At 66.1% G+C, this 15,591-nt stretch carries 14 protein-coding genes and 2 pseudogenes; 9 read left to right on the forward strand and 7 right to left on the reverse strand.

The window, feature by feature from the left end; translation table 11 throughout:
- Window positions 1-163 precede the first annotated feature (163 nt).
- From QR64_RS22775 to QR64_RS22795, 5 genes and pseudogenes are all read left to right on the forward strand, one after another.
- Entirely contained in the window at window positions 164-1,057 is an 894-nt protein-coding gene (locus QR64_RS22775) for a hypothetical protein (RefSeq protein ID WP_039587314.1), read from the forward strand.
- Between the two features lie 56 nt (window positions 1,058-1,113).
- Window positions 1,114-1,524, forward strand: coding sequence for a lipopolysaccharide assembly LapA domain-containing protein (locus QR64_RS26225; protein ID WP_024100963.1), 411 nt, complete (start codon window positions 1,114-1,116; stop codon window positions 1,522-1,524).
- Between the two features lie 79 nt (window positions 1,525-1,603).
- Entirely contained in the window at window positions 1,604-2,758 is a 1,155-nt protein-coding gene (locus QR64_RS22785) for a glutamate--cysteine ligase (protein ID WP_052227395.1), read from the forward strand.
- A 73-nt stretch (window positions 2,759-2,831) separates the two neighbouring features.
- Window positions 2,832-3,265, forward strand: a pseudogene (locus tag QR64_RS26230) (transposase); the annotation flags it as partial.
- 694 nt (window positions 3,266-3,959) lie between these two features.
- Complete coding sequence (locus QR64_RS22795; RefSeq protein WP_039587315.1) at window positions 3,960-5,441, forward strand: glyceraldehyde-3-phosphate dehydrogenase; 1,482 nt, start codon at window positions 3,960-3,962, stop codon at window positions 5,439-5,441.
- Window positions 5,442-5,689: 248 nt separating this feature from the next.
- Here QR64_RS22795 and QR64_RS22800 read toward each other — a convergent pair whose 3' ends face one another.
- The 3 genes from QR64_RS22800 to QR64_RS22810 all read right to left on the reverse strand — a co-directional run bounded on the left by QR64_RS22800 (window position 5,690) and on the right by QR64_RS22810 (window position 8,167).
- Window positions 5,690-6,448, reverse strand: a complete 759-nt coding sequence (locus tag QR64_RS22800; RefSeq protein WP_019289445.1) for a cutinase family protein — start codon at window positions 6,446-6,448, stop codon at window positions 5,690-5,692.
- Between the two features lie 139 nt (window positions 6,449-6,587).
- Window positions 6,588-7,487: an alpha/beta fold hydrolase gene (locus tag QR64_RS22805; protein ID WP_039587316.1), complete on the reverse strand. Its 900-nt coding sequence runs from the start codon at window positions 7,485-7,487 to the stop codon at window positions 6,588-6,590.
- Window positions 7,484-8,167 (reverse strand): TetR/AcrR family transcriptional regulator, encoded by a 684-nt coding sequence (locus QR64_RS22810; RefSeq protein WP_039587318.1) that lies wholly within the window; start codon window positions 8,165-8,167, stop codon window positions 7,484-7,486. The genes QR64_RS22805 and QR64_RS22810 overlap by 4 nt, the downstream gene beginning before the upstream one ends.
- Before the next feature lie 130 nt (window positions 8,168-8,297).
- Here QR64_RS22810 and QR64_RS22815 point away from each other — a divergent pair, with 130 nt between their 5' ends.
- Window positions 8,298-8,945, forward strand: a complete 648-nt coding sequence (locus tag QR64_RS22815; RefSeq protein ID WP_230811066.1) for a pyridoxamine 5'-phosphate oxidase family protein — start codon at window positions 8,298-8,300, stop codon at window positions 8,943-8,945.
- A 27-nt stretch (window positions 8,946-8,972) separates the two neighbouring features.
- Here the strand turns inward: QR64_RS22815 and QR64_RS22820 are convergent, their stop codons facing one another.
- Window positions 8,973-10,256: a competence/damage-inducible protein A gene (locus tag QR64_RS22820; protein ID WP_006552083.1), complete on the reverse strand. Its 1,284-nt coding sequence runs from the start codon at window positions 10,254-10,256 to the stop codon at window positions 8,973-8,975.
- Window positions 10,257-10,280: 24 nt separating this feature from the next.
- A complete protein-coding gene (locus tag QR64_RS22825; RefSeq protein WP_152640989.1) occupies window positions 10,281-11,663 on the reverse strand; it encodes an adenylate/guanylate cyclase domain-containing protein in 1,383 nt (460 codons plus the stop codon).
- Window positions 11,664-12,117: 454 nt separating this feature from the next.
- On the opposite strand from QR64_RS22825, the gene QR64_RS22830 reads away from it, so the two are divergent.
- From QR64_RS22830 to QR64_RS28425, 3 genes and pseudogenes are all read left to right on the forward strand, one after another.
- The gene (locus tag QR64_RS22830) at window positions 12,118-12,363 is read left to right on the forward strand and encodes a hypothetical protein (RefSeq protein WP_232333350.1); all 246 of its coding nucleotides are present in this window, start codon (window positions 12,118-12,120) and stop codon (window positions 12,361-12,363) included.
- 37 nt (window positions 12,364-12,400) lie between these two features.
- Window positions 12,401-13,140 (forward strand): annotated as a pseudogene (locus QR64_RS22835) (Nramp family divalent metal transporter); the annotation flags it as partial.
- 243 nt (window positions 13,141-13,383) lie between these two features.
- Window positions 13,384-13,728, forward strand: a complete 345-nt coding sequence (locus QR64_RS28425; protein ID WP_039587321.1) for a hypothetical protein — start codon at window positions 13,384-13,386, stop codon at window positions 13,726-13,728.
- A gap of 58 nt (window positions 13,729-13,786) precedes the next feature.
- Here QR64_RS28425 and QR64_RS22845 read toward each other — a convergent pair whose 3' ends face one another.
- The gene (locus QR64_RS22845; RefSeq protein ID WP_084222388.1) at window positions 13,787-14,557 is read right to left on the reverse strand and encodes a helix-turn-helix domain-containing protein; all 771 of its coding nucleotides are present in this window, start codon (window positions 14,555-14,557) and stop codon (window positions 13,787-13,789) included.
- 208 nt (window positions 14,558-14,765) lie between these two features.
- Window positions 14,766-15,467: an SIMPL domain-containing protein gene (locus QR64_RS22850; RefSeq protein ID WP_033098183.1), complete on the reverse strand. Its 702-nt coding sequence runs from the start codon at window positions 15,465-15,467 to the stop codon at window positions 14,766-14,768.
- Window positions 15,468-15,591: the final 124 nt, after the last annotated feature.

Raw genomic sequence — 15,591 nt, forward strand, 5'->3', positions numbered from 1 at the left:
CGACTCGGTGCTGCTGGATCTGCCGCCCGATCGCGGCCCGACGTCGTCCGCGCGCTCGTCGCCGACAGCGTGGATGTGTTGTCGGTCGGACCGGCCGAACGCATCCTCGAGGACGTGTTCCTCGAAATGACCACTCGTTCCACACCCACGAAGGGGGCGTGACATGTCCGCCTCGACACTCCGCTCGCACTCCGATCCCACCTCACTTGCCGCACGGCACAACACCGTTGCTCGGAGCTTGCGTGCCGAGTTGTACCGGTTGCGTTCGTGGCCGGCGATGTGGACGACGGTCGGCACGTGGTTCCTGCTCGCGATGGTTTTCGGCTACGTGTTCCCGTACGTCTCCTACACGACCCGAACGGCCGGCTTCCCCACGGAAGGGGAGCCGACCGAAGCGTTGCTGCAGAGCGTCCTGCCCGAATCGATCCCTGACGTCCTGGTCCAGGGCACACCGTTGTTCGGTGGTGCGCTCGTGCTCGTCCTGGGTGCTCTCATTGCCGGGAACGGGTACAGCTGGGGAACGTGGAAGACCGTGTTCACTCACGGCCGTCTGCGCCCGACAATCGGTGCCCTGCTCGCTCTTGCGGTGATCGTTGCCGCGATGGTGGTCGTCACCGCTGTGCTGTGCACGGTCGTGTCCGTCTCGCTCGCCACGATCGAAACACAACCGCTCACGATGCCGTCGGCCGGCGCACTTCTTCGCTCCGCGGGTGCGGCGTACCTCGTGTTCATGATGTGGGGAACGATCGGCTTCGCCCTCGGCACCTACGCCCGCAGTGCGGCGCTGTCGGTCGGCCCGGGGCTGGTATGGACGGTTGTCGTCGAGAATCTGCTGCGAGGCGTCGGCTCCGCGCTGCAGCTCGTCGAGGACGTGACGGCCTTCCTGTCGGGAACCGCAGCCGGATCGCTCGTCGGCGCGGTGACCGGGGGAGGGGAGGGCACACCCGGGGTGGTGGATGTGATCTCGGGACCGAGGGCGCTCATCACCGTCGCCGCCTACATTGCCGTCGCAGTGGTCGCCACCGGGATTCTGGTGCGGAGCCGGGACGTGAACTGACCGCAAAGATTCTGCCGGTGGGATAACCGGAACAGGGCCGGGGTACCCGATCGAACATGACGACCAGCTCGAGGGGCCCTGGCGATTCGAACCCCGATTTCTCGCCGCCCGCGCGACGTAGCGATACTCCGGTACCCCCATCCGGGGCGACACCGGATCCGGACGCTCCCAGCAGGCTGCATCCCGACGTCGCCCGGGGCAAAGGCATCAGAGGCACCCGCACCGGGGCGTTGTGGACTGCCCTGATCGTCGGTGTGTTGATCCTGCTGTTGCTGTTGGTGTTCATCCTGCAGAACCTGGACAGCGTCACCCTCGAACTGTTCGCGTGGGACTTCTCGTTGCCGCTGGGTGTGGCACTGCTGTTCGCTGCGATCGCCGGAGCGGTGATCGTCGGCCTCGCCGGGGGCCTGCGGATTCTGCAGCTCCGCCACGCCGCCAACCGGCAACGCGCACGCACTGTCCGGTAAGACAGATCTCCGACTGCAGTACACCCACGCCGGCCGCTCTTCCTTCGTAGAGTGAAAGATCTCGAGTGGGGAGAACGCCATGGCCGCCACAGGACCGACCGACACCTCTCCTGTGCGCGGCGGGGCGGCGGCCACGATCGGCGTCGAAGAGGAATTCGTCCTGGTCGATCCCCGTACCGGTCGTCCCCTCCTGCGCAGTCTCGACGTGCTCGCGGCCGGACGCACACTCGGCATCGAGCTCGAGGTCGAGCTCTCCCCGTGTCAGGTCGAGACCGCCACCACGGTATGTACACACCTGCAGGACCTACGCGAAGAGCTGCGCCGCTCCCGCGCGACGGCCGCCGACGCCGCAGCGCGCGCAGGATGCCGGCTCGTAGCGGTCGGCACACCGATCTTCGAACCTCCGAGCGGATCGGTCACCGCCACGCCTCGCTACCAACGCATGGCACAGCACTATCGTGGCGTCGCCGACGGCGTGATCTGCGGATGCCACGTGCATATCGGTGTCGACGATCGTGACCGCGCGGCCCAGCTCATCAACCATCTGCGCCCATGGCTTCCCGCCCTGCTGGCGCTGACCGCCAACTCGCCGATCACCGACGGCCGGGACACCGGATATGCCAGCTGGCGATACCTGCGGTGGGGGCGCTGGCCGAGCGCGGGACTGCCCCCGCAGTGCGCCTCGGCCGCGGAATACGACGCGGCGGTCGAATCGCTGCTCACCACCGGCACGATCCTGGATCCTCGAATGGTCTATTGGGATGTGCGGATCTCCGCGCATCATCCGACCCTCGAGATCCGCATCGCGGACGTGCCCGCGACCGTCGAGGAGACCGTCACGCTGGCCACCTTGGTGTATGCATTGGTCGCCCAGGCGACGGCATCGATCGAACGCGGCGAGCCGACGCCCTCGGTCGATCAGGAGCTGCTGCGCGCGGCGTGCTGGAGAGCGGCCCGGGACGGTCTGGCCGGGCGCGGTGTCGATCTCGGCTCTGGGCAGTTGGTTCCGGCAGTCGACCTGATCTGGCGACTGCTCGCTCAGGTCCGGCCGATCCTGGAGGAACTCGACGTCTACCGCTCCGTGCACGACACTCTGTCGGGAACCCTGGATCGAGGTAATGGGGCGATCAGGCAGCGTCGCATTCTCGAGAGCGGGGGTTCCTTCACCGATGTGGTTGCCGACGCGGCGCGACGCACTGTGGAGGGCTACGGGCCGGATCTGCGTCCGTCATGACCGACACGACAGCCGGGGTGCTGCGCTTGCGGACCGACGCTCATCGGGGAGCGGATCGTCCTAACCTCGGGCCGAGCTCGCACCGTATCGAAAACCGCTGACCCGACACGATCCCGGCAGGATCGTGCCCGATCTCGCGACGGCATTGGCGATCGGTGGGGACTGCCTCGCCGACATCAGCCAACTGCGGGCTCACCCGGAGATCTTCGGTGCGGTGGCCTCCGACCCACCGTCTCCCGCCTGATCAGCGTGTTGGCCGTCGACGCCGACACCGCGCTCGCCGCGATCGACCGGGCCCGCGCCACAGCCCGTCGCCACGCCTGGACCGCCGCCGGTGCGTCGGCTCCCCCGAGCACGCCATCGACGAAGCGCATCCGCTGGTCCTCGACATCGATGCCACCGAAGGTCACCGCGCATTCCGAGAAGGAACAGGCCGCCCCGACGTTCACGCGAGGCTTCGTTTTCCATCTGCTGTGCGCGTACCTGCTCCATCGAGACGAAGGAACTGTTTCCGGGGCCGTGGACCTCGGCGTCACCCGACCGTGTCGGGCAGTCGACCGTGGATGCACACCGCATCCACGGTCTCCCCTCCGAATCCGAAGCTGCTCAGTCCGACACGTGATCCGCGCGAAAGATCGAGGCTAATCAAGTATTCCTCGGCCTCGTCATTTCTCACGGGTTTGCCACGTGCAGCACGGTCTTGGCATCGGAACGCGCAAGCCGCGGATTCTCGCAGCTCGGAGTAAGTCCTGGGCTCTGCCCCGGTTGTGTGAAATGACAAGTAGATCTGTTGGCGGTTCGAAGGTTTCGAAATAGGATGTGACCCGGATTCATTTGCGCGCCGGAATATTGATGACGCAATACCCGCCGATGGACTCTCGATACCATCCGGCATGCCGCCACAATTGTTGTGACTGGCGACACACGCAGCTCGCCGGTTCATCTACAGCTCCAGGGTCGACGACGCCTTCCTATCCGGGGAGGGACGATCAGCTTCACGCACGCGCGGGCACGATTCGCCTACCGGGCGTCGAACCGTGAGAGCTCTTTCATATGCTTGGCGGTACGCACGCCGTAATCGGCGTCGGTCGCGTACGGTTCCACCGATCCGGACACCGACCGGCGAGTGACGTGCGTCTCGTCTGGGCTGCACCCAACAGCCTGCGACGTGTCAGACGAGCCGGAAAGGCAGAGGAGCGCAGTGAGCACCCCGGAATTGGCACAGTGGAACTCGCAAGAGGCTATTGCGGAAGCAATGATCCCGATCATCGGCGGTCTGCACCGCCGGCATTCGGTCACGATCTTGCTTCACAGCCGCTCCCTCGTGAACAAGTCGGTGATCGGTATTCTGCGGACGCACCGTTTCGCGCGTCAGATCCGCGGCGACGAGCTGTCGGTCGAGGCAACCTTCCCGTTCCTCCAGGCATTGACCGACCTCGACCTGCAGCCGTCGAAGATCGACCTCGGCCTGCTGGTGACGGATTATCAGGCCCAGGGTGCCGGACGATCCATCCCGGATTTCGTCGCTGAGAGCCTCGCGGATCTGGTCGGCGGCGCGCAGACGAGCCCCGCGAAACCGCAGGACGTGGTCCTGTACGGGTTCGGGCGAATCGGCCGGCTCGTCGCCCGTCTGCTCATCGAGAAGGCAGGCTCGGGCAATGGGCTGAACCTGCGTGCTGTGGTGGTCCGTAAGGGAGGTGACGACGACCTGACCAAGCGTGCCTCTCTGCTGCGTCGCGACTCCGTCCACGGACAGTTCAACGGCACGATCAAGGTCGACACCGAGAACAACGCCTTGGTCGCCAACGGCAATGTCATCAAGTTCATTTACAGCAACGATCCGGAAAGCGTCGACTACACCGAGTACGGCATCGACAAGGCCATCCTGGTCGACAACACCGGAATCTGGCGCGACCGCGACGGTCTGTCGAAGCATCTCCGCCCCGGTATCGCCAAGGTGGTGCTCACCGCACCGGGTAAGGGTGATCTCCCGAACATCGTGCACGGTGTCAACCACCGCGACCTCGACCCGGACGAGACGATCGTGTCGTGCGCGTCCTGCACCACCAATGCCATCGTTCCGCCGCTGAAGACCATGGACGACAAATTCGGTGTGGTGCGTGGTCACGTCGAGACGGTGCACTCGTTCACAAACGACCAGAACCTGCTGGACAACTACCACAAGGCCGACCGTCGCGGACGTTCCGCGCCGTTCAACCTGGTGCTCACCGAGACCGGCGCCGCTTCGGCGGTCGCGAAGGCGCTTCCCGATCTGAAGGCGAAGATCACCGGCAACTCGATCCGCGTTCCTACGCCGGATGTGTCCGTCGCGATCCTTCACCTTCAGCTGACTCGTGAGACCACCAAGGAAGAGGTGCTCGAGCACCTGCACCAGGAGTCGCTCACCGGTGCGCTGCGCCGCAACCTCGACTACACCTCGGCCACCGACGCAGTGTCGAGCGACTTCATCGGCTCGCGCGCGGCGTGCATCATCGACGCCAATGCAGCGATCGTGGATGGCGACACCGCCATCCTCTACGTCTGGTACGACAACGAGTTCGGTTACTCGTGCCAGGTGGTGCGAACGGTCCAGTACCTGTCGGGTGTGGAATACCCCGTCTATCCCATCACGGAAGCCGGCCCCGTGGAGCACGTCGAGGAACCTACCGCTGCACAGGCATAACAGTCCTGCGCAGACTGCAGTAACGACAGTCCGCTAGGGACTCGCCGACGAGGGAACCCATCCTTACCTGAGGATGGGTTCCCTTTTGCGTTGGGCCATTGGTGGCGTCGAGGAGGAGTAGCGGCCGTCGAAACTCGGGGGAGGTTGTGTGCGGTTCCGGCGAAGAACACGCACACAACCTCCCCCGAGTTCGTCACTCTGGAACTGATGCACACCGCGCGGTCGGCGAACTCTCCGGCCCGACTCGGTCAGGGCTGGTAGTCGGGGTACTTCGTGTGCAGCTGGAAGTACCCCGTCACGTTCTCGCGGAGCCAGTCCTTGCCGTCCTCGGGTGTGCGACCGTCGCAGATCGCGTCGCCTTCGATGCAGACTCGTTCGACGTGGATCTCACCGAAGTCGTTCCGGCCGCCGCCGAGCGTCACACCGGGAGCGACGGGACCCGGGAACAGGGTCTCGACGCCGCGGTCGTCGCGGGGGTCGGAATAGAGGACGCCCGAGATCCGTTCGGGGGGAACGGACCCGTCGGCTGCGATCTCGGCGAGAACATCGCCCGCGATCGAGGCGCCCTGCGAGTAGCCGAGCACCAACAGGTCCGAGTCGGGGCAGGTGCTGTGTCGGACGGTGATGGTCTGGCGGAGTCGCTGATGCCCGATCTGCTTCGACCTGTCGTAGGCGATGGTGCCGTCGTCGTCGATGCCGTCGAAATCGTCGTGCGAGCCGGTCCCGGGCAACGGCACAACCACTGCGGGGTAGCGGATGTGTTCGACCACGGTGCCGGGAGACTCGAACCGAGCGGAGATCTTCGCCAAGGGGGATGCCGGGTCGATCGAGTCGCGGGTTTCGAAGCCGCGGGTTCCGTCGACGGCGAGGACGTACCGTTCAGGGCAATTGCGGACCGGGTCAGCGGACGCGGAACCGACCGGACCCGCGACGCTCAGACCTGCGGTGAGCAGACCTGCGGCGAGCAGGCCGACGGTGCGTGTGCGTCTGCGATCGATCCGGGACATGCGCGATTCTCCTCGTGTGCCCCCGACAGACAATAACTGCGGTCGATGATATCGATGTCCCGTTTGTTCGTCATGTTAAGGATGCGTGCTTTTCGGTGATCGTGGTCACCCCCGACCGGTGACTCCGGTGGCATGTCCGTCAGGGCTGGTCGGCCGGGATTCGGGCGGCCAGCTCGGTGATGAAGCCGGCGATCTCGTCGGGGTTCTCTTCGGCCATGAAGTGGCCGCTGGTGGTGCCCTGGTAGGTGAGATCGGGTGCCCACGCCTGCCAGAGAGCCGAGGCGTCGAAGCCCAGTTGCGAGCCCCAGTCCTGGGAGATGACCGCGACGGGCATGGTGAGCCGAGCCCCGCGTTCGCGGTCGGCGAGGTCCATGTCGAGATCGATGCCGGCGGTGGCGCGGTAGTCGGCCACGATCGAGTCGACAGAGCTGATCGAGCTGGTGACGTAGTGATCGCGCTCCTCGGGCGTGAAGGTGGTTCCGGTGGGGTCCCACGCATCGAGGAACGAGCCGAAGAATTCCGGGGCGACAGCGGCGATCATCTTCTCGGGCATCCCTGCGGGCTGGGCCATGAGGTAGAGGTGCCAGGCAACCTTGGCGTTCACGCCCTGAAGTACGGCCCAGGTGTCCATCGTGGGAAGGACATCGAGGATGCCGAGGTAGTCGACGGCGTCGGGGTGGTCGAGTCCCGCACGGACGGCGACGAGCGCACCGCGGTCGTGACCGACGAGCCCGAAGTGGTCGAAACCGATCTCGCGGGCGACCGCGACGATGTCGTTCGCCATGGTGCGCTTGGAATACGACTCGGGATTGTCGACCGGGGGTTGGTCGCTGGCGCCGTAGCCGCGCAGGTCGGGGACGATCACGGTGTGGTCCTCAGCGAGTGCGTGGGCGACGTGGCGCCACATGTAGTGGGTCTGCGGGAAACCGTGCAGCAGGACGACGGCCGGACCTTGCCCACCGACGGCGACGTTGAGCTTCACGCCGCCGTCCACGGTGATCGTGCGGTAGGTGAAGTCCTCGATGGTGCAGCGGGTCATGGGGTCTCCGTAGTCGTAGTCGTGGTGGAGGTTTCGGGGTGGCCGGAGAAGATCCCGGCGGGCAGGTCCGTTCGGTCGGAGGACGCGGTGAGCGCGGGAATGATGACGGTGTCGACGAGGGCTTCGAGGTAGGTGTCGTCGACGGTGAGGCCGTTCGCTCGTCGCAGGAGCAGGACGGTTCCCACGACTTCCTCGTATGCGAATGGTTGAGCGCCCGAAGGGAGTTCGCCTCGCGCAACGGCATCGTCGAGGACCGCCTGGGGGAGACGTGCGCCTGTCGGGCCGACGGTCTCCTCGATGGCGTCGCACAACTCCGGGTCTTCGAGTCCCGCGTGGAGCAGCATGAAGGCGGCGTTGCTGTCGGTTGCGGACATGGTGAGGCTGAGGCGTTGCGCAAGCATCAGCAGATCGTCGCGGAGTGTGTCGCCGCGCCGGAGCGGAACCGCCGAGGGATGCGCAGGGGCGTCCTTCACTGCTGCGAGGACCATGTCGCGCTTGGACGGCCAACGTCGATACAGCGTTGCCTTCGACGCCTGGCAACGTCGAGCGACCGCTTCGAACGTCACGCCCTCGTAGCCTTGTTCGGCCAGTAGTTCGAGAACGGTGGTGGTGATCCGACGCTCGAGTTCGGCGTCGCGTGGACGTCCGCGTTGCGCAGGCGGCTCATTCAGATACGACACGTTCCGTATCGTAAACCAGGCGGCCGCTGTTCGGCGAACTGCAGGGTCGACACCCGCGTCTTTCCGGTCGCGGTCGATTGTGATGCACTGTCTCGCTGTCGGCATAACGGACATCGGCGAGGAGATCGGTATGGGATTGAGGTATCACCATCTGGCGTTCGGCCCGGAGGCGGTCGCTCGTCAGGAAGCTGCGGGCAGCATCGTTGCCTATGGTGCCGACCTCGACGAACCCGACCGAGGACCTCAGCCGTTGGGTGACCGGGAACTCGCTCTCGTACGCGAAAGCTTCCAGTTCCACATGGCGACGGTGACCCCGAGCGGATGGCCCTATGTCCAGTACCGCAGCGGACCCGTCGGGTTCCTGCACCACCTCGGTGGGCAGACGATCGGGTTTGCGGATCACCGAGGCAACCAGCAGTTCGTCTCGGTCGGGAACATCGCGGACAACGGGAGGGTCGCGCTGTTCCTCGCCGACTTTCCGCTGAAGAGGCGGTTGAAGGTCTTCGGTACCGCGCGGGTGGTCGATGCGGACGACGACCCGCAGCTTCTCGACCGGCTGCGCGATCTCGGTGACGGTCGGAGAATCTCGGCGCGATGTGAGCGAAGCATCGTCATCGATGTCGAGGCCTTCGACTGGAACTGCTCACGGAGCTTGATCCCGCAGTACACCGACGAAGCGGTCCGCGCCCGGATCCGTCCCTACATCGACGAGATCAACGACCTTCGAGCCGAAGTGGATTCTCTTCGGGCACAGCTGAAGGCGGTGGGGGAGAACTGACGGCCGCCGAGGGGCGCGCGTGCAGGCTCAATCCCGGCCGAGCTGTCCGACAACCAGATGCAGTGCCGCCGTGGTGGTGAGAGTCCGGACCCGTTCGCGGTCTCCGGGGAAGCGGCGGGTGACCGTGTACGTCGGCCGTCCCTCGATCGCGACGCCGAAGCACACCGTGCCCACCGGCTTGGCCTCGGTTCCCCCGTCGGGGCCGGCGACCCCGGTGGTGGAGACCGCGACGTCGACCTTCAGGCGCCGTCGGGCACCCTCGGCCATGGCTGCGGCGACCTGCTCGCTCACCGCCCCGTGTTCCGCGATCATCTCGGCCGGTACGTCGGTCAGATCGGACTTCGCGTCGTTGGAGTACGAGACGACGCCACCCATGACATAGGCCGACGACCCGGGACGGTCGGTGAGCCGCGCGGCGACGAGTCCGCCGGTGCACGACTCCGCAGTCGCGATCGTGCGGCCGTCGAGGACGGCGATCAGCTGGTCGTCGATGGTGGAACCGTCGGTCGAGAAGATCTCGCGTCCATGGTGTTCGGTGAGGACGTCGAGAAGGCGATGGTAGATGTCCGCGTCACCGGAGGCGACTCGCGTCACCATGTCGAGTTCGCCGTGTCGGAGACAGGTGGTGATCTCGAGGCGTTCGAGGCCGGCGATCTCTGATTCGGCCCGGCGCAGCGTCTCGGCGAGTTGTGCCTCGTGCAATCCGTAGGCGCGCACGGTGTGCTGCTGCAGGTCGTCGGCTCGCGCCAACACGTCGGCGACCGCGGGGGAGGCGACCGCGCTCGGCCACATCGCCTGCAGCTCACCGGGCGGGCCGGGCAGGATGACGATGGTCGGTACCGGCCGTTCGCCGGCGACCGCGGGGATGACCACGCCCGGCGCTGTACCGGTGGGCGGCAGGGCGGTGGCACCGGCGGGCACGTGCGCCTGCTTTCGGATCCCGATACGCGTCGGTCCGGTGTCGAGATCGGGGGTGTCCGGGCGGAACCGGCGGATGACACCTGCGATGTGTTCTTCGAGTTCGGGGTCGAGCAGCAGTTCGCGATCGCAGTACTCGGCGACGGTGGGGACGGTGAGGTCGTCGGCGGTGGGACCGAGGCCCCCGCTGGTGACGATGAGATCGACGCCCTGCTCGGTGAGGAACCGTAACTGTGCGGTCAGGTCGGCGGGCCGGTCACCGCAGATCGTGATGTGGGCGACGTCGACGCCGAGTTTCAGGAGTTGGTCGGACAACCACGGTCCGTTCAGGTCGGAGATCCTCCCGGTCAGCACTTCGGTCCCGGTCACGATGATTCCTGCACGCACGCTCACGGAGCCGAGCCTAGTCGGCGACGATCATCGTGGACGCCTCACTGCCTTGTTGCGACGGTCTGCGAGGCGGGCGAGCTCACGAAGCATGCCGGGAGCCCGGCGCGCCATGGTCAATACTGCCCGGTCCGAGACGGTCGGGCGTGGTGGCAGCGCAGGCTGTGCAGGACGGGCCCCGACCGTCGCCCTGAACACCTGGACCTGACCGGGCACACCTTTGAGCCGATGCCTGCCCAGGTCGGTGAAATCGAAATCTCCGCCGACCGCAAGCTCGCGCACCGCCTGTGAGCATCGCACCTCGCCAGGCCCGGAGGAGGCAGCGATCCGCGCTCCGATATGGACCGTCATTCCGGTCAACCCGGGACCGGTGCGGGTCACCGACCCGACATGCACGCCGGAGCGCACAGAGATTCCGAGAGTCGATGTCGATCGGATGATCCGGTGCGCGCACTGCAGTGCGGCCACTGGACCGTCGAAGACACTGAGGGTCCCATCGCCCGCGATGCCCACCAGCGTGCCTCCGCCGGCCTCGACCTCCGCGCGCACGAGTCGGTCGTGCGCGCCCAGCAACCTCGCGAACCGGTTGTCACCGACCTCCGCGAGCAGGTCGGTGGAGCGGACGACATCGGTGAACAGAACCGCGCCCAGGAACCGATCGGCCTCGACCGGATGGTCCGTGCCGCTGACGAGTTCCTCCACGTGGTCGAGAACAGGAATCAGCACTTCACCCAGGGTTGAGCCGAGGGCGATCGGTGGCAGCTCGTAGAAGCGGCCGTTCGGAATCTGCGCGGCCATCCTGCGGCCGGCCTCTCGAGCGAACAGAGTGTCCGGCTGATGCAACACCTTCGTCGGGCATTGGATTGCCGGCAGAATCAAGGAGTAGTTCGCGCGGAGAGCCCACTCGAGATGTTTCTGGGCAGTTCTCGGTGTGGCGGAGCAGCGTTCGAGCAGCGCCATGATCCGTCGATTGTGTGGGACATCGAGGGTCGGGTGTGCCAGGGACGTGAGCTTCCCTTGACCCCAGCATGCGTACGCATCCCGATACGAATCGACGAACCGGTCTCGCTCGTCAGCAGTCCATCCTGGTGGCGGATCACCGTCGGACAGCAGGGTATCGGACCAGGGTTCGGCGAGGACCAGCCCGGAAACGCGGTCGGGGTGCCGAGCGGCTACCAGGGCAAGGGGCCCGCAGGTGCTGGCTGCGCCGACGAGCGTGGCGCGATCGACCTCGGCGTCGTCGAGCACCGCGACGACGTCGTCGGCCTGCTCCTCGAGCGTGGGGACGTGCTCGACGGGATCGGACAGTCCGAATCCGCGTCGCTGGAAGAACAGCGAACGCGCGAAGCGGGCACAACGTTCGAAGTTGTAGTGGAAGTGCGGATCGGTCCACATCAGGTCCGGATGCATCATGTCTTCGAAGAACCACGCGATCGGATGTGGCCCCTCACCCACGATCTGATACGTCAGTGCGGCGCCGTCGCGCTGGAGTACCGCGTCACGGGCGGATCCATGGGAACAACGATAGGCGCCGGTCGACAGCGCGGCAAGTGTCGGCTGTCGAAACCGACCGGCGACGGAAACCGGCTTCTATCGTGAGGTTGCTGAGGAAAGCGTGGTCTTCACGGCGCGTCTCGCATGAGACGGGTGGACGCCGGAGCAGGGGTGTGCTGCTTTCTGTGGTCGCTGCAGCGCTGCTCCTGGGTGTCTTCGCATCAGGGTGCGCTTCGATGCGCGGCGGGGTGGAAGGCAATTTCGGTCGGGCAGCGCAGCAGATCGGTTCGGCGGCGGTCTCGGCTCAGCTGAGCCTGCAGGTTTCGCCGACGGTCACAACACCACCGCCGCCACGGACACCGCCCTGTCGGACATGCTCGAAGAGGTCGACCAGGCCGTCTCGGCAACCGCGGATCGAGAGGTGGACACCCCCGGCCAGGGAACCCTGCGCGCCGAGGTCCTGCAGGCGGCGAACACGGTTACCGGACAGATCATCCGGGGACGAGACATGGTTGCCGGAGTCGGCGAGCAGACCGACCTGACTGCGGTTGCGGCCGAGCTCGGACGTGCAGGTACGGAGTTGCTCGATCTCGGAGACCGTCTCGAGGCGGCCGGATGAAAAGTCTCTTCGCCGTCGCTCTCAGAATCCTCACCGCATCCTCACCGCGATCGGGGGATTTCTCGACATCGGTGACCTGGTCACCAATGCCGTGGTGGGCGCGCGTTTCGGGTTGTCCTGGCCTGGGTGGTGCCGGTAGGCGTGCTGGGAATCTGTGTCTTCCGCAGATGTCCGGCCGCGTCGCTGCGGTCAGCGGCCGAGCCACTTTCGAGATCATTCGCGAACGTCTCGGGCCGCGCATGGCAGTGGCGAATCTGAGCGCGTCGTTTCTGATCAACCTGTCGACGTGGACCGCCGAGGTCGGTGGTATCGCGCTGGCGTTGCAGTTGGCGAGCAGTGTGAACCCGAAGATGTGGATTCCGGTAGCCGCCCTGGCGGTGTGGCTGGTGATCTGGCGGGTGAAGTTCTCGGTGATGGAGAACGTCACCGGGGTGGTCGGACTGTGCCTGGTCATGTTCGCAGTGGCGGTGTTCCTTCTCGGCCCGGATTGGGGGGCAGCTCGCGAACCAGGTGTTCACTCCATCCCTGGTGGACAGCGAGAAACTGGCGGCATATCGGTATTACGCGATCGCGTTGTTCGGTGCGGCGATGACTCCGTACGAGGTGTTCTACTTCTCCTCCGGGGCGGTGGAAGAGAAGTGGACGGTGCGGGATCTGGCGAAGTCCCGGCTCAACGTTCTGGTCGGATTTCCCCTCGGCGGCATCCTCTCGGTGGCCATCGCCGCGCTGTCGGCGATCGTGCTGATGCCCCCTGCTCGTCCGGTTGTATCGGCCAGTGGGGGAGTGCCGTCGCCGGAGGTCGTCGGGATTCTCCTCTCGCCTCGCCGGCGCGCCGCTGACCGATCACGCCGCGGCCTCGACGATGCTGGGCAGAGTTACCACGCTCCGGCGGCGGCACGTCGCTGCTGCCGACGCCCGCCTTTTCCGTCGTGACGTCGCCTTGCCGGTATCCGCTGCGCACGTCGACGCAACGCCAGCTCGTGCTGCAAGCGCTCCGCAGACAGCTTGCCCGGACCGTGAATGCTCGTGCCGTCCGGCCGTTCGATCGTGGTGGCCATCGCCGTGTTTCTCCTCGAGGATCTCGAAATTCGCCAGCGTCCAGTAGTACTCCTCGACAAGTGCTGGGGCAATGGAATTTACGCCATTCTGCTGAGCACGAATGAACACCAGGCGATCACGAGTGACGGCGTTGTGTCCGCTGCCGTGGACCAACAGCACTTCCTGCCCACGGCCACCGAAATCGAGTCCCGACAGCACGCCGTCGTCGACGGGCACTTCGATACGGGTTCCCGACACCATCACCATCCCTCGCCGTCGATAGCTCGGCGAGACTGTCTACCGCAGAACGTTACCTACCCCTCATGAGACAACCGATCCATCCGATCGGTCAACGGAATTCGGCCGAGCGCCTTTGCATCGGATCTCAGGCCGCAGCCGGCGCGCGACACCCGCACCGCACGGCACGCCCCTGCTCGTCATCGGCAAGCCACCCGTACTCGTCGCAGTCGCCGCACTTCGGGTGGAGGACACGGGGCGTCGACAGCGACCGCCACAACGGCAACCATCCGTGCGCCAGTCGCATCGGATTGCCCGGTCTGTGCACGGATTTCGCTGCCGCAACCAGAGCCGGCACGCCGTGTGTGGCGACGAGTGTTTCGATCGCCGCTGCCGCATCGGGTTTGAGGTAGACGAAGGTCGCGGTGAGCCCGGCCTGCCTGCAGGCTGCCGCAAGCTCGACCACCGCCGGACCGAGCGGTGTCTTCGCGACGCGCGGTGTGCGGTTGGTTTCCGTCCTTGGTGTATCGGTACTTGAAAGAGCGCCTGGGTCTGCGATGTCCGCGCTGCCGCGGGTCGGATTCTCAGGCGCCGGGTCGGTGGCGGGACGTTCGTAGATGGTCTGGATGGTGATCCATTGGCCGAGCTCGTTCTGGATCTTCTCGCGTACCAGGTAGCCGAGGTCGGCGAGCTCGCGCAGAGCGGATCGGATCGCGTCGCGACCTTCCTTCGGTGACTGTGCCGCGATCGAGTCGGCGCGGGTGCGCCAGTCGTCGGGCTTGGACAGCAACCAGACGAGCACACCCCGCGCGCGGAAGGACAGCCGCTCGTCGGTGATGACGGCATTGCTGAGGACGGTGAAGTTGGCGGCAAGGCGCGGTCCACGACGCACGCCGCCGGCCAGGGTATTCTGACCCACGTTCGACTCCCTTACAGTCGGACATCCGGCCCGTCGGGAGCTGCAACTCCTGGCGGGCCTTATTCGATTGTGGCCGCGCGGATCGGCGGCGTGCTGGCATCGTGCCACCGTCTGTACAAGGCGCGCAAGGAATCGAGCGGAGGGTGCTCGAGTTTCGGTGTTCTCGACGTCGCTGAGCGGGGTCCGGAACACCGAGGTTTCCCCGACGCTAGGGGGACGCTTCGAACCGCGCCTCGACGTCGGCGGTGAGGGTGACGCGGTCGGGTTCGAAGACCAGCGCGGGTTCGGCGGACTCGGGTGCGCTCATCGCATCCGAGCGCAGCATCGCTGTGCGCATCATCGGAGCGCCGCCCGCGTGGACGGGTGAGGGCTGGGAGCCGAGCATGCCCGGATCGGCGATGGCCACCGCACGAACGGTGTCGAGACCCAAGGACGTCGTGTACGCCTTCGCCTTGTCGAGGGCGTCGCGGACGGCGAGGTCGCGGACCTGTGCGAGTCGCTTCTTTCGCGCCTTGCGGGTGATCCACCACTGGAGATCGGCGACGGTGACCACCTCGAGTTCGGCGACCTGCTCGACGAACGCACCCACAGCGTCGAACTCGTGGAAGGTGACGGTGATCGACGCCGACGAGTTGTACACCCACGGCCGGTTCTTGCCTTCGCGGTTGAACGGGCGCCGCCGGCTGTGGCGTACCCGATCGAAGGTCCACCGCTTCACCGGGTTCGGGGTGCGCTTGTGCAGTTCGGTGACGAGATCGGTGATGGTGGCGACGGCCGCGGTCACCGGTTCAGCGGCCTGCTTGCGCGACGAGCCGTCGGCGTGCACCCGCAACACCGCCGTGCACCGGTTGGGTGCGACGGTGCGCTCGGCGTGGCCGGTGACGGTGATCGTGACGGGAGGCTGGGTCATGCGCACGAGTGTGCCAGCGCGAGCCGTCCCCGTCGGGCAGACGGCACGTGCCACGGTCGGAGCCGTCGAATCCGTCCTTCCGGGCGTCGCATTCGTGCCACTCTGAACTTGTCAGAAGTGAGAG

The sequence above is a fragment of the Rhodococcus sp. Chr-9 genome, from assembly GCF_000801125.1.
Classification (GTDB): domain Bacteria; phylum Actinomycetota; class Actinomycetes; order Mycobacteriales; family Mycobacteriaceae; genus Rhodococcus; species Rhodococcus pyridinivorans.

Excerpts from the sequence above, each read along its gene's own strand:
- QR64_RS22775 (WP_039587314.1), top strand. The coding sequence starts at position 164 with ATGTCCGCCTCGACACTCCGCTCGCACTCCGATCCCACCTCACTTGCC.
- QR64_RS26225 (WP_024100963.1), top strand. The coding sequence starts at position 1,114 with ATGACGACCAGCTCGAGGGGCCCTGGCGATTCGAACCCCGATTTCTCG.
- QR64_RS22785 (WP_052227395.1), top strand. The coding sequence starts at position 1,604 with ATGGCCGCCACAGGACCGACCGACACCTCTCCTGTGCGCGGCGGGGCG.
- QR64_RS22800 (WP_019289445.1), bottom strand. The coding sequence starts at position 6,448 with ATGTCCCGGATCGATCGCAGACGCACACGCACCGTCGGCCTGCTCGCC.
- QR64_RS22805 (WP_039587316.1), bottom strand. The coding sequence starts at position 7,487 with ATGACCCGCTGCACCATCGAGGACTTCACCTACCGCACGATCACCGTG.
- QR64_RS22815 (WP_230811066.1), top strand. The coding sequence starts at position 8,298 with ATGGGATTGAGGTATCACCATCTGGCGTTCGGCCCGGAGGCGGTCGCT.
- QR64_RS22825 (WP_152640989.1), bottom strand. The coding sequence starts at position 11,663 with ATGATGCATCCGGACCTGATGTGGACCGATCCGCACTTCCACTACAAC.
- QR64_RS22830 (WP_232333350.1), top strand. The coding sequence starts at position 12,118 with ATGCTCGAAGAGGTCGACCAGGCCGTCTCGGCAACCGCGGATCGAGAG.
- QR64_RS28425 (WP_039587321.1), top strand. The coding sequence starts at position 13,384 with ATGCTCGTGCCGTCCGGCCGTTCGATCGTGGTGGCCATCGCCGTGTTT.
- QR64_RS22850 (WP_033098183.1), bottom strand. The coding sequence starts at position 15,467 with ATGACCCAGCCTCCCGTCACGATCACCGTCACCGGCCACGCCGAGCGC.